Source organism: Pedobacter sp. GQ55 (assembly GCF_059758925.1).
On the sequence record NZ_JCAXEI010000001.1, the window covers coordinates 158,859 to 174,175 of the forward strand.

Annotated in this window: 6 protein-coding genes; all 6 read left to right on the forward strand. The window is 40.5% G+C overall.

Going from position 1 to position 15,317, the window contains the following annotated elements:
- The first annotated feature begins 113 nt into the window (after window positions 1-113).
- The 6 genes from AC6CH7_RS00675 (at window position 114) to AC6CH7_RS00700 (ending at window position 15,313) form a co-directional block, all read left to right on the forward strand.
- Window positions 114-1,880, forward strand: coding sequence for a hypothetical protein (locus AC6CH7_RS00675; RefSeq protein WP_498260838.1), 1,767 nt, complete (start codon window positions 114-116; stop codon window positions 1,878-1,880).
- 67 nt (window positions 1,881-1,947) lie between these two features.
- Window positions 1,948-5,115: a SusC/RagA family TonB-linked outer membrane protein gene (locus AC6CH7_RS00680; RefSeq protein ID WP_498260839.1), complete on the forward strand. Its 3,168-nt coding sequence runs from the start codon at window positions 1,948-1,950 to the stop codon at window positions 5,113-5,115.
- 18 nt (window positions 5,116-5,133) lie between these two features.
- A complete protein-coding gene (locus tag AC6CH7_RS00685; RefSeq protein WP_498260840.1) occupies window positions 5,134-7,029 on the forward strand; it encodes a RagB/SusD family nutrient uptake outer membrane protein in 1,896 nt (631 codons plus the stop codon).
- Between the two features lie 34 nt (window positions 7,030-7,063).
- Window positions 7,064-10,129, forward strand: coding sequence for a SusC/RagA family TonB-linked outer membrane protein (locus AC6CH7_RS00690; RefSeq protein ID WP_498260841.1), 3,066 nt, complete (start codon window positions 7,064-7,066; stop codon window positions 10,127-10,129).
- A gap of 12 nt (window positions 10,130-10,141) precedes the next feature.
- A complete protein-coding gene (locus AC6CH7_RS00695) occupies window positions 10,142-11,908 on the forward strand; it encodes a RagB/SusD family nutrient uptake outer membrane protein (RefSeq protein ID WP_498260842.1) in 1,767 nt (588 codons plus the stop codon).
- 129 nt (window positions 11,909-12,037) lie between these two features.
- Window positions 12,038-15,313: a glycosyl hydrolase gene (locus AC6CH7_RS00700; RefSeq protein WP_498260843.1), complete on the forward strand. Its 3,276-nt coding sequence runs from the start codon at window positions 12,038-12,040 to the stop codon at window positions 15,311-15,313.
- Window positions 15,314-15,317 lie beyond the last annotated feature (4 nt).

The following is a 15,317-nucleotide window of genomic DNA, read 5'->3' on the forward strand; positions in this document are numbered from 1 at the left end:
GATGCCAATCAGTATAGTACAGGTTGCTGCTCGATGAAACTATTAATATTATTGAGATAGCAACCAATTGTTTTCCCTCGAAAACGATTGCGCCTAACCAAATATAGATTATTATGAGCTTTAATATCAGATCCTTTGCTGGTCTTTTATTGGTGCTGTGTGCCGCTGTAACAAATGTTTTTTCACAGAAGCCGCTAACCAATTATGCTGCAACACTGCCAGCAACAGATGCATTGGACAGAAAACTACCAACATTTAATGAAGTAGGTAAAGAGAAAAGCGACAAATTCGTTGGCCTATTCTATTGGACATGGCATTATGCACAAGCTAAACTAAAACCTAATAATACCACTGCTTTTTTACAGAAACATCCCGATGCTCTTTACGATTTCAAGCATCCGGCATGGCCACAAAACATCATGAATTTCTGGAATGAACCCCTGTTTGGTTATTACGTAAATACGGATAAATGGGTGCTTTGGAAGCATGCCCAAATGCTGGCTGATGCAGGTGTTGATATGATTATGTTTGATTGTACCAATGGAGATTTGGTGTGGAAGCCTGCGTATATGGCATTGTGCGAAGTGTTTTCAGAAGCAAGGAAAAATGGTATCAGGACGCCTCAGATTGCTTTTATGATGGGCTTTGGGGCATCAAAAGATACCAAAAGCGCTATCAGCCAGGTTTATAACGACCTGTATAAACCGGGTCTTTATAAAGACTTGTGGTTTCAATGGAAAGGCAAACCCTTAATTATGGCATATCCGGATAATATTGATCCTGAGATTAAGAACTTTTTTACCTTCCGTCCGGGACAACCGGTTTACAATAAAGGACCCGAACGCAAAGATCATTGGGGATGGTTGGAGATATATCCTCAGCATGGCTTCGTAAAAAATGATGATGGCAGTTTTGAACAAATGACCGTTGGTACATCTCAAAACTGGACTAAGGAAAATGGCTTAAACCCAATGAACGCGAAAGGGGCATTTGGAAGAAGTTACACCAACAAAAATGGACAAAACACAAATAAAGATGCTCATCAGTATGGTCTGAATTTTCAGGAGCAATGGGACTATGCTTTAAAACAAAACGTTGAACTGGTTTTTGTTACTGGTTGGAACGAATGGATAGCCGGCAGATATGAAACATGGCAGGATCAGCCAAATGCCTTTCCCGATCAATTTGATACTGAATATAGTAGAGATATAGAGCCCATGAAAGGTGGTCATCAGGATAATTATTACTACCAGTTAATCGCTAACATCCGCCGCTTTAAAGGGATGCCTGCTCCGGAAAAAGCCTCTGCAGCTAAAACGATCAGCATGGATGGGAAATTTGATGAGTGGCTTAATGTTAAACCAGAATTTATAGCTCATAAAGGAAATACCATACATCGTGATGCTGATGGTTTTGCAGGTACACATTATACAAATACGACCGGGCGAAATGACATTGTAAAAGCCAAAGTAGCAAGAGATAACAAGTATGTCTATTTCTATGTTGAAACTGCAGATAAGCTCACCAGTCACAAAGATCCAGCATGTATGCGCCTGTTTATAGATGTCGATAGGGATAAAAAAACAGGATGGGAGGGATATGATTTTGTTGTGAATAGAAAATCCCCTGATCAAATGGCTTTTTTGGAAAAATCCGCAAAGGGATGGAATTGGAAACAGGTAGCCCAGGTCGATTTTAACTACATCGGCAATCAGCTTGAAATCCGTATTCCAAGAACATTCCTGGCCTTAAAAAACACATTAAACTTTGAATTTAAATGGTCTGATAACATGCAGACCGATGGTGATATTATTGACTTTCTGATCAATGGAGATGTTGCCCCATCAGGAAGATTCAATTACCCATATAAAGAAAATTAACACCAACAAAGCACAGCTGAAACCTAACCTAAATAAATCCAAATCAAACATTTCAAAAATGGTCATTATGAGGAAAAAACGACTACTCTCAAAGCTCTATTGGACTCCTTTGCTACTGCTGGCAATATGTAGTTCACTTAATGCTTTCTCACAGGAACAGATCACTGTCTCCGGAAAGGTATTGGATTCACTGGATCTTGGTCCCCTGCCCGGGGTCACTGTTACGGTCCAGGGATCTAAGGTGGGGACCCAGACAACTGAAAATGGGACTTACACGATTAAAGCTCCATCAAACGCTGTTTTGGTTTTTGCATATATAGGATATATTCAAAAGAAAATAGCTGTAAATGGAAAATCGGCAATTAATGTAACCCTGGTAAATTCCGATCAGAAATTGGATGAGGTGGTAGTTGTAGGATATGGTCAACAGAAGAAAATTTCGGTAACAGGGGCAGTTTCTTCGGTCTCCTCCAGGGAACTTAAACAAAATTCTTCTGCAAGTCTTGCTAATGCATTGGCAGGTAAACTGTCGGGCTTAACATCTATTCAGTCTGGAGGTGGCCAGCCAGGACGTGACGATGCAACTATGTATCTGCGTGGCGCTGCAACAACTAATACTAAAAGCCCACTTATTTTAATTGATGGAGTTCCGCGTGATAACATCAGAACCATTGACGCTAGCGAGGTAGCAACTATTTCTGTTTTGAAAGATGCATCAGCAACCGCTGTATTTGGTGTTAGAGGAGCAAATGGGGTGATATTGATTACCACCAAACGAGGTACGGAAGGTAAGCCCGAATTATCTGTCAATTTAGATCAGAGTTATTCATCATTTACACGGGAGCCAGAGAGACTACACTCTATAGACTACATGAAGCTAAGAAATGAAGCTTCTAAAAATGACAACATATCGCCACTTCCTTTTAGTCAGGAAACGATGGATAAATACCTCAATCCTTTGGCAGGTCTAGATCCAAATGATCCCGACTATGCACAAAAGGCTGCAGTTAGAAAATATATGTATCCTGATCACGATTATTATCGTGAGTTTATATCCCGTTATTCACCGCAAACGAGAATTAATACCAGTGCAAGCGGGGGAACAGAAAGAGTTTCCTACTTTGTAAACGCCGCATATCTTAATCAAGGTGGTAACCTTAAGACTGAGCCTAAATCAGTATTGGGTTATGATCCTTCCGCAAAAATGGATAGGTTTAATTTTAGGGCCAATCTGGATTATAAAGTTACAAACTCACTAAAGTCATTCTTAAATATAGGTAGTTATATAGAACAGGTTAATATGCCTTCTGCATGGCTATATGGCGGAGGCGATACAAACTGGATGATGAGAGATTTATTGTATCAGGCTCAAACCATTTTGCCAATTACGCCCGGACCAACAACAATAGGTGGATTTGGAGTAGCACCAGGTCAAATAGTGGATCCGGGATACTTAGATCGTTCGGCCTTTGAAATTATGAACAGGTTTGGATACCGTAATGAAGTTAGATCTAACCTGAACTCTACTTTTGGGCTCGATTGGGATTTAAGCAGTTTCGTTACCAAAGGGCTAAGTGTTAAAGGGATGATCTCTTATGATTCTAAATCAACTACCGCTACTCAGGGCAAGAAAAGCGAGCGTCTTTATCTTGCAGAAGTTAACCCGGAAACTAATCAGTTAAGTTATGCTGTTAAACGTCCCGATGAAGAATTGCTCTCATTAACTAAAGGAGCAGATTCCCGTTACAATATCAACATGCAAGCCTCGGTTAATTATACCCGCACATTTGATGAAAAACATGATGTAGGGGCAATGATCCTTGGTCAGCGCGATTATTGGGAAACCCCGGGTGGTGATATTCCTTTTAACGTATTAGGTATAGCAGCCAGGGTCACATATGCCTATGACAATCGCTATCTGGCAGAATTTAACATGGGCTATAATGGTTCCGAACAGTTTGCACCAAACAAGCGCTTTGGGTTTTTTCCTGCAGCTTCTGTAGGGTGGATTCTAAGTAATGAGCAATTTCTGAAAAATAATAAGATAGTTACCAGTTTAAAATTGCGTGCATCCTATGGTAAAGTCGGTAACGATCAAATGGGCTCCTCACGTTTTCTTTACCAAAGTGACATTACCATGGGCGGTGGTCCACTGGGTAGCCTTGGCGGTGGAATCAATCAGGGGCTAATGGGTAATCCAAATCTTACCTGGGAGGTAGCAGCGAAACAAAACTACGGAGTAGACCTTCAGTTATTCAGGGACCTAACGGCTAATTTCGATTACTTCATCGAAAAAAGAAGCAACATCCTGATCTCACGTAATACTGTGCCTGAATTTCAGGGGCTTCCGTTGGGGAATATTCCAAGAGTGAATATGGGACTGGTTGATAATAAGGGATATGAAATTGAGCTAACCTATAATAAATCACTCACAAAGGATCTTTCTTTAATGGTTAAGGGAAATTATGGATATAACCATAACGTGGTTAAATTTATAGATGAACAGATCCGTGATGAATCTTATGCAACAAGATATAGATCTACAGGTTACTCACTTGGTCAAACCCTTGGATACAAAATAGATTACAGCAACGGAAATGGGTATTTCAATTCAAAAGAAGAACTTGACAATTATCTGGCGAATACCACTTATGGCTTCGGTACACCAAGAGTCGGCGATTTTAAGTATGTAGATGCCAATGGCGATGGTGTGGTTAACGATAGGGATCAGGTGGCCATTGGCTATAGCACCATACCCAGGGTTACTTACGGTTTTACATTAGGCCTTAATTATAAAGGATTTGAATTTACAGCTTTCCTGCAAGGTGTAAGCAAATACTCCAATAATTATTCTGATCAGGGAGTTTATGAAACTATAAAGCTGGGCACTTATTTCGATTATCATAAAAATGCATGGACTCCGGAGCGATATGCCAACGGTGAGAAGATCACTTATCCAGCATTAAGCACGTTGAACAATACGAATCACACGGCCAATGATTTCTTCATTATGGATCGTTCATTTATTCGTCTTAGAAACGTTGAATTAGCCTACACACTTCCTCAAGGAATCCTTAATAAAATTGGAGTTCAAAGATTAAGAGTCTATGTAAGTGGACAAAATCTTTATACCTGGGATCATTTAAAAATGGGCCATCTGGATCCTGAGAACAATGATCCTCTCGGATACCCTGTAACCAAAATGGCAAACTTTGGCTTAAATGTTACTTTCTAATCCCCAATACAAGAAGTTATGAAAACGAAATATATAGTTTTATTAATCGCACTCTCCATGTTTTTCCTTGGTGCGTGTAAGAAAGCTCTGGATACAGCACCCGATGGCAAGATCACTATGGACGAAGTCTTTGCCGATAACGAAAAGGTGAAAGCTTTTTTAAATACCTGCTATGCAAATATGCCCGTAAAAGGGACCAGATACTTTTTTTGGCAAAGAGGACCAGTTAACTGGAGCGATGAATCCTGGGATACAGATGCGGAGGCAGAGTCAGGACTTATGAGCGGCCGAATGTACAATGGTAACGCGTCTGCCAGTAATCATCCAATAACCAATGTAAGTGGAGATAGTGGAAATGGAAATTATTGGGCCAGTTATTGGAGCGCTATCCGTAACTGTACCATATTTATAAGCCGCATAGATAATGCAACGGTAACCAATGAATCAGATAGAAAACGCTGGAAAGCTGAAGCACATCTTCTAAGGGCTTACTACTACTCGGAACTACTAAAATGGTTTGGCCCTTCGTTACCTATAGAACGTGAACCATATGATTTTTCAGGTGATTTTTCTAACGTGAAAAGAGAAACCTACTATGACGTAGTTAAGTTCATCATGGAGGATTGTGATGTAGCACTGGGCACAAATGAACTACAGTGGAGAATTAATTCAGATCAGGAAGCTGGCCGTTTGAACAAAGCAATGGCCGAGGCTATAAAATCAAAAATGATCCTTTTTGCTGCAAGCCCATTATATAATGATGGCAAAAATTATTGGGAAGAGGCGTACGAAGTCAACAAAACATCATTAGAAAATTTAAGAACAAACGGCTTTGAACTTTATAATAAAGTAAACTATCCGCAAACTTATCTTTCAGATGTCGCTTACCTTGGGCCAAATAAGAATGAAAAAACCGCCATCTATAACGAGTATTTTACTCAAACAATGGGTTATGCATCCAGTGTGGATCATGAAACAATATATCAAAGTCGCGATGGACAAGGTAATATCTGGAATATTGATGGCATTGGTGCACAGGATGGATACAAATCAGGAACCTGTCCAACGCAGGAACTTGTAGATGCTTATGAAACCATTGATGGGAAGCCGATTCTAAATCTTGCAAATCCATATCTTGACGATAAGCACCAGCAACCAAACTACAATCCCGAAAATAAAACCTATGATCCTAAAAATCCTTATGCCAACAGAGATCCTCGTTTTTATGCTTCAATTTATTACAATGGATCCAAAAGAAAAGCATTCTGGAACTTTGCAGAAGCGCCTGAATCCTTCGAAAATTATCCCGCCCCAATGGGTAACAGAACCCGGATTATTGCAACTTATGTTGGCGAGCCTCAAACTGGCATTCATGCTTCTACCAGAAAAGCAACCAGAACAGGATACTTCGAAAGAAAATTCCTGCATCCAAACTCAGGGAATGATAATCCAGTAGGCGGTGCCAATTGGAAAATGTTCCGTCTTGGAGAGGTAATCTTAAATTTTGCGGAGGCAGCTGCTGAAGCAGGTAAATTACCTGAAGCAACTACAGCTGTTAATGAAATACGGGCTAGGGCAGGTATGCCGGAAATACCTTCGAATCTATCTAAAGAGCAGTTGATACTTAGGGTCAGGAATGAGCGTAGGGTAGAGCTGGCTATGGAAGAAAACAGGTATTTCGACGTTCGAAGATGGACGCTGCCAACCGGTGACCTTTCTAAAACCGATCGGTGGGTAACAGGGATGGAGATTACCAGAAATCCGGATGGAACCTTTACCTATATCCGCAGACCAGTCCGCACCAATGAACGCAAGAATTTCACCAATAAATTCCTTTGGGTACCTATACCGCTTGATGAGGCAAACCGCCTGCAGTCAATTACAGGAGTTAAGTGGCAAAGTAACGGTTGGTAGTAATAGTTTTTAATAGACCTCAATGATAAATCAGATGATACATAAATTAATGATCAAAATAACATTGCTGCTGGCACTCTTGCTTTCCATAGGAACAAGTGTCAGCGCACAAGAGGTATCGGTCCCTGTGAAAGGCATAGTGAAGGATGAATTTGGAAGACCGCTTGCTGGTGTAACAGTAAACTCCCGGGATGGAGAAACAGGAACGTCAACAAATGCAAATGGCGAGTACACCATAATTCTGGATGTGAATAGCCCATTGATATTTTCCTATGCTGGTTATTCTACACAAAAAATAGCTGTTAATGGGAAAGCTCAGATTGATGTTGAGTTAAAGCCAGATATACATAAAAAAGATGATGTAGTTCAACTGGGATATACCTCACAGCTTCGACATGAAATTTCCGGATCGGTAGCAACAGTTATTGGCGAAGAGCTGGAAAAATCTCCTGTAGCAAATCTTACCCAAAGTTTTGCCGGTCGTTTTGCAGGCTTAGTCACACAAGAAACATACTCAGAGCTTTCAAGAGCAACTACCAATATTTATGTCAGAGGGCTATCTGCCGCAAGAGGCAACGGACCACTGGTAATTATTGATGGAATTATATGTGCTTATAACAGCAATCAAACACTTGAGTACATCAGTGCAAATGAAATCGAATCTGTTACTGTGCTAAAAGACGCATCTACCCAAGCCCTTTATGGCATTCAGGGCGCAAATGGATTAATCGTTATTACTACCAAACGCGGGGTAAAAGGTAATGTCCAAATAAAAACAACTTTCGATCAATCCATACAGCAGGTAACAACCACACCAACGTTTTACAGTGCTGCTGATTACGCATCGATGAGAAATCAGGCATTGGTTAATGATAAGAAGGAAAAGTTATTTAGCGATCAGCAGATTGAAAACTTTCGCTTAGGCGGGAATGACCTTTATCCCAATAACAATTGGTACGATAGGTATTTTTACGATTACGCAGCGATGCAGCGCGCAAGTGTCAACGTTACCGGCGGAAACGAAAAAGTACAATTCTATTCCAATGTGAACTTCATGCATCAGGGCGGTCAGTTTATTACTGATCAGGATAAATACAATTCTAATGCAAACAACGTTTGGGTTAATTATCGCAGTAATGTTGATATGAATCTGAACCGGTATCTTAAGGCATTTATCCGTTTGAGCGGTAATATTAAAAGAGAACGTACCCCCGGTTCCGGAAATTCAACAATATATGGCAGCCTTTTTCAGATACCACCAACAGTATATGGTCCGTTAACTCCGGATGGTCAGGTGATTACAACGAGTAATGTGGGTGCGCCAACCTATGGGATGTTAAACCGATCCGGATACGTAAGACATACGGTTACCAATATCACCTCACAGTTTGGACTAGATCTGGACATGGGGTTCCTTACAAAAGGCCTAAATTTAACTGGAGTAGTTGCTTATCAGACTAATGCCGTTGGTAGTTTAAGTACTACTCAGGATTATGAACGTTGGACAAGAGATAATACCAAACCAGAAGAACCAATCTTTAATAGAAAAGGCGACCAGAACAATACACCTTTGGCATATGGCAAGGGAAGTTCATACTATTATCATCTAACCTATAATGGAGCACTTAATTACAGCCGGGATTTCGGTAAGCACCATGTAGGAGGTATGGCCTATATGTTCTTCCAAAATCTGACAAAGGCAGATACAGGTTCCCCGGGGTTATTGCCTTATAACCGTGTAAGCTCGGGTGCAGAAGCAACCTACAGCTACGATAACAGATATCATGTTAAATTTGATGTTGGCTATTCAGGTTCTGAACAATATGCCCGCAGCGATCGTTACACGTTTACTCCAGCAATTTCTGCAGCCTGGGAAGTGTCAAGCGAAGATTTTATGAAGGATGCATCCTGGCTAAGCAACCTTAAATTAAGAGCTTCTTATGGTAAAACGGCAAACGACCAAAGTGGCTTAAACCGGTTCGCGTATCTTGATGAAGTAACCGTTAGAGGAGGAGGGCCAATTGGTTCCCTTCAGTATATTATAGACGAAAGAACTGTTGGAAACCCTCATATACAGGCTGAAATATCTACAAAACAAAATTATGGGCTAGATCTGGGACTATTTAATTCCTTATCTTTTACTGTAGATGTGTTTAAAGAGCGCATGAATAACATGGTGGTTAGCGCGCTATCTGCTATTCCTTTGTATCAGGGTATACCTTTGAATAATTACCCTAAAACAAACACAGGTATTTTTGAAAACAAGGGTTATGAGCTAACCGCCAATTATACTAAGGCTTTAAATAAGGATGTGAAAATATCATTGGGAGGTTTAATTGGTTATTCGAAAAATAAAGTAATTAATATAAATGAGCCACTGAGAAACGAAGATTACATTTATAGAAAACAGGAGGAGGGCTATTCTTATGGCCAAACATTTGGATACCTGGTTGATTATAGTAATGGCAATGGATTCTTTAATACTCAGCAAGAACTTGATGGTAACAGAATTGAGTATAAAGTTGGTAATCCACGTTTGGGGGATCTTAAATATCAGGACCTAAATAATGATGGTATTATAAATGAGGCTGATAAGGCCCCAATAGGTACCGGAGCACTTCCTAGGTTTATCTACGGGATATCAGGAGGTGTTACCTATAAATCCTTTGATTTGAGCTTCTTATTACAGGGAATTGGCCAGTATTCTTCAGTAATTGTTGGGCAGGGTGTTTGGGAAGCAGATTTTGATGGAATATATGGTTCTTTGCATAAAAATGCGTGGACACCGGAACGCTACCAAAACGGTGAAACAATAACAGCTCCTGCATTGTCAACAGTTAAGTCCTCAAGTCAGGAAATAAACGATTATTATAAATATAACAGATCATATTTACGCCTTAAAAATGTAGAGCTTTCTTACACGCTGCCTGGCCGTCTGTCTAAAGCCATCTCAGCAGAAAAAATCAAGTTCTTATTTAGCGGACAGAATCTGATTACCTGGGATAAAATGGAGTCGAAAGATTTTGGTCCGGAAGGTGGGGGTTATACTTCTTTTCCGGTCTACAGGGTATTTAACATAGGTGTAAATGTTGTTTTTTAACAAATTATTGCGATGAGAAAGTATAAAAAATTTATAATTATAATTACAGCTTGTATTCTGTTTTCGTGTAATAAACAATTGGATTTGCCTTCCGATGGCAGGATAACTATGGAGCAGGTATTCAGCGACTATAACAGGACAAGAGGGTATCTAAATTCATGTTATGGATATTGTCCGGCCCCTAATACCGATAGAGCATCTTTTGGAGATGAATCTCAGGATGCAGATGACAATGTGGTGAGTTCCAAGTATGCCGCCTGGTATGGCGGATCCATAACTTCCAGTTCATATGCTCAGTATTCTGCAGATGGTAGTCCATGGGGTACGCTTTACGAGGGAATCCGTAAATGCAATGTGTTCATAGAAAATATAAAAACGGCAACGGTATTTGCAACAGATGCAGAGAAAGGTGCCTGGACAGCTCAAGCATACACTTTACGTGCACTTTATTATTTGCAATTGATAAAAAGATATGGAGGAGTGCCTCTTATAGATAAACCTTTAGGAGTAGACTATGACTACTCTAAGGATAAGAAAGCCACTTTTTCGGAGGTTGTGAAACTCATTCTTTCCGATTGCGATAAAGCTTTATCCTATCCAGCTGGACGTGATGGTTTTTCATGGGATATTTACGATAACCAGTATGGTATCATGACCAGGGCAATCGCATATGCCATCAAATCAGAGTCTGTTACGTATGCCGCAAGTCCTTTATGGGCTGATGGAACTTACTCATGGGCTGATGCTACAACTATAAACATAGAGGCGCTTGCTCAATGCCTGGCAAACGACTATAAGCTATTTGTCCAGATTCCGGCTGCAGATGTCGCTCAAAATGCATATGCGTATTACAACCTGATTGGTTCTAATGATCAAAGGTCTACAGATAAAGAAACAATTTTTCATGGGGGTGGTAAACTGCAAATATGGAAGCTGGCCGGTATGCCAACAAATGCAGGAATGGAAAAGACTGGTCCTAGCCCAACTCAAGATCTGGTAGATAGTTATGAAATGGCAAATGGAGAAGCGCCTATAAGCGGATATTCAGGAACAGATAATCTTATTCCGACAGTAAACCCAACATCCGGTTACGATCCAAACAATCCGTACATTGGTCGGGATCCCAGGTTCTATGCATCTATATACTATAACGGTGCCGTAAGGAATCTGAATGATCCTAACGGTAAAAAAGTGGAAACCTTTGTTGGCGGTCTTGAAGGAATTTCAGGAACGGAAAGAACACGTACCCGAACCGGATATTATCTTCGTAAGTTCAACAACTATAAATCCGGAATTAGCAATGATGCAGACGGATCTATTAGGATCTTCCGTCTGGCCGAACTCTATCTGAACTTTGCAGAATCTGCATATCAGTCAGCGGGACCTGATGCTGGAGTATCCTCTGGAGGACTTACCCTGAGTGCCCGTGAGGCAGTTAGTGCTGTACGCGCCAGAGCGGGCATGCCTGCTTTTCCTGCCGGGATGTCAAAAGAAGCATTCGAAAAGAAATATCGTAATGAAAGACGGGTGGAGTTTGCTTTTGAAGGCCATCGTTTTTTTGATGTCAGAAGATGGAAAATCCTTGATCAGACAGATAAATTTGTTACCGGAATGAGGATTACTAAAGAAGGCTCAAACCTTACTTTTAGTCGTTTCAAATTTACCAACCGAAATGCCTGGTCCGATAAATATTTATTGTACCCAATAGATCAGGCTGAGGTGGATAAGATGATTAACCTAACCGGACAGAATTGGCAGAACCCAGGATGGCTTGATTAACAGCATCCTAAAAGTTACAATAAGAGCAGTATAGTACAGGTTGCTGATTATTAAAATAATTAATAGTATTGGTACATTAACTAATAGTTTTTTTACCGAAACTATTAACACAACCAAATGAAACCATTTATGAATTCTAGCATCAGATCTTTTAAGGGTACTGTATGGGGGCACCTTGCCCACTTTGTGATACCGGTATTAATTTTAATAATTTCCGCTTGTTCGAGTACTAACAAAAACATTGCTTTCACTAAAGTTGAGAGTGGGTTTATAGTACCTCCAGATTCAATACAGACCAGTGTCTATTGGTACTGGATTTCAGACAATATCTCTAAACAAGGGGTTATAAACGATTTAAAGGCAATGAAAGCAGTAGGTATAAACCGTGCTTTTATTGGCAATATAGGGTTAACCGGAGAAGTTCCCTATGGAAAGGTCAAGTTGTTTTCTGATGAATGGTGGGATATTACCCATACTGCTTTAAAAACGGCTTCGGAGTTAGGGATAGAAATAGGAATGTTTAATAGTCCTGGCTGGAGCCAGTCGGGCGGACCCTGGGTTAAACCTGAACAGGCAATGCGTTACCTGGCATCATCAGAAACTGTGTTCAAAGGGCCTGCAAAGATTTCGCAAAAGCTTAATAAACCTCAAGGAAATTTTAAGGATGTTAAACTACTTGCTTTTAAAGCACCAAAAGGATACGGAAGCAGTATAGCCGATTTAAAGCCTGTTATTACCTCAGATCCGGCTATAAAAAACCTTGCAAATGCCCTTGATAAAAATCAGAAGACAGAAGCATTGTTGCCCGGTGGTAAACCTGCTGTTATTACCATAGCTGCCAAAGAAAATTATACTGCAAGAAGTTTAACCATCTATCCATCAAAAAAGAACATGAGCATGGATGTGAAAATAGAGGCATTGGATAATGGCAATTATCGCGAAATAAAACAGTTTAAGGTAGATCGTAGCAACAATGCATTAAATGTAGGTTTTGCTCAGTTTGCACCGGTTATCATTTCATTTGATGCAGTAACGTCAAAGACCTTTCGTCTAACGTTTACCAATATATCCCAGGATGCCAGCATTGCTGAACTGGAAATTTCTTCGGTGCCAAAGGTGGAAAGGTTCATCGAAAAAACACTAGCGAAAATGCACCCAACCCCACTTCCTTATTGGCATGAGTACCAATGGGCTCAACAAAAAGAAGTAGCAGATAAAGCATTGCTTGTCGATGAAGGCTCAATAAAAGATATCAGTTCAAATTTGTCGGCCGATGGTACACTTACATGGGATGTTCCCGAAGGCGAATGGATTGTAATGCGAACAGGAATGGCACCCACAGGTGTTCAAAATAGCCCGGCATCCCCAGAAGGAACCGGACTAGAGGTAGACAAAATGAATCATGAGCATGTGATAAAACACTTTGATGCATTCATGGGCGAAATTCAGCGAAGAATTCCCGCCGAAGACCGTAAAACATGGAAAGTTGCAGTTCAGGATAGCTATGAAATGGGTGGCCAAAACTGGACAGATGACTTTATAGCTAAGTTTAAAAAGCGTTACGGATATGATCCCATGCCCCTTATACCGGTTATGTATGGGCACGTGGTAGGAAGTCAGGATAAATCAGATCGCTTTCTGTGGGACCTTAGAAGATTTGTAGCAGATAATGTTGCCTACGAATATGTTGGCGGATTGCGAGATGTAAGTCACAAACATGGGTTAACCATTTGGCTTGAAAATTATGGACACTGGGGTTTCCCTGGAGAATTTCTTCAATACGGCGGACAATCTGATGAAGTAGGTGGGGAGTTTTGGAGTGAAGGTGAACTTGGTAACATAGAGAACAGAGCAGCATCGTCAGCGGCGCATATTTATGGTAAAACTAAAGTGTCTGCAGAATCATTTACTGCTGCAGGAAATACCTTTGGCCGTTATCCGGCAATGATGAAACAACGTGGTGATCGCTTCTTTACCGAAGGGATCAACAATACGCTGCTTCACGTTTATATTCAACAACCATATGAGGATAGGAAACCGGGTGTTAATGCATGGTTTGGTAATGAGTTTAACCGTTTCAATACCTGGTTTTACGATATGGATATGTTTATCCATTATCTTAAGCGTAGTAATTTTATGCTGCAGCAAGGTAAATATGTTGCAGATGTAGCCTATTTCATTGGAGAGGATGCACCAAAAATGACTGGAATACAGGACCCTAAGCTCCCGGCAGGTTATTCCTTTGATTACATCAATGCAGAGGTGATCATTAACCGATTAACTGTTAAGGATGGCAAATTTGTACTTCCTGACGGCATGTCTTATCGGGTGTTGGTACTACCTGCACTCGAAACCATGAGGCCAGAATTACTGGAGAAAATAGCAAGTTTGGTAAAAGAAGGCGGAGTAATATTGGGTCCAAAACCAAAACGCTCACCTAGTTTAGAAAACTACAGCACTGCAGATGGCAATGTGAAAAAACTTGCCAACGAAGTTTGGGGAAAAATTGATGGACAGGGTGTTAAAACAAATGAATATGGTAAAGGCCTGGTAATGGATGGCCTTGATTTACAACAGGCATTAGATAAAATAGGCGTGATTCCAGATTTTAAAACCGTTGGTAATGATCTGGCCTTGTATATCCACAGAAAGACTAATGATGGTGAGATCTACTTCGTGTCTAATCAGAGTGATAAACCTATAAGCATTAATCCTGCATTTAGGGTTAGTGGAAAAACACCGGAATTGTGGAATGCTATAACCGGGAAAATGCGTGATCTTCCGGAGTATAGCTCCACACCAAATACAACATCTGTTCCTTTAAAACTCGATGCATTTGAAAGTGCTTTTATAATCTTCAGAAAAGACCAGGCAGGTAATGCCTCGGCCGAGAAAAAGGTCAATTTCCCTGCGCCAATTGATGTAATTAAATTAACGGACCCATGGACCGTTAATTTTGATAAAGAGGGTAGAGGCCCAGAGGAACCTGTGATATTCAAAACATTAATAGATTGGTCAAAACACTCAGATACACGAATAGCTCATTATTCTGGGAGTGCCTTATATAATACTTCGTTTGAGATTAAGAAACCAGCTGCGGGGCAACGTATTTATCTAAACCTGGGTGCGGTTACTGCATTGGCAAAAGTAAAGGTTAATGGTAAAGATGTTGGTGGTGTATGGACCCCGCCTTACAAAGTAGATATTACCGACGCAGTATTGGCAGGCGAAAATAAGCTGGAAGTAAAAGTGGTTAACACCTGGGTAAACCGATTGATAGGTGATTTAAAATTGTCAGAAGATCAACGTAAAACCTGGTCTTATATTAATCCGTACAAAGCAGACAGCCCGCTGCATCCTTCAGGGTTAACAGGGCCGGTATCTATTGAAATAAATCCGTATTAAACAC

Excerpts from the sequence above, each read along its gene's own strand:
- AC6CH7_RS00675 (WP_498260838.1), top strand. The coding sequence starts at position 114 with ATGAGCTTTAATATCAGATCCTTTGCTGGTCTTTTATTGGTGCTGTGT.
- AC6CH7_RS00685 (WP_498260840.1), top strand. The coding sequence starts at position 5,134 with ATGAAAACGAAATATATAGTTTTATTAATCGCACTCTCCATGTTTTTC.
- AC6CH7_RS00680 (WP_498260839.1), top strand. The coding sequence starts at position 1,948 with ATGAGGAAAAAACGACTACTCTCAAAGCTCTATTGGACTCCTTTGCTA.
- AC6CH7_RS00695 (WP_498260842.1), top strand. The coding sequence starts at position 10,142 with ATGAGAAAGTATAAAAAATTTATAATTATAATTACAGCTTGTATTCTG.
- AC6CH7_RS00690 (WP_498260841.1), top strand. The coding sequence starts at position 7,064 with ATGATACATAAATTAATGATCAAAATAACATTGCTGCTGGCACTCTTG.
- AC6CH7_RS00700 (WP_498260843.1), top strand. The coding sequence starts at position 12,038 with ATGAATTCTAGCATCAGATCTTTTAAGGGTACTGTATGGGGGCACCTT.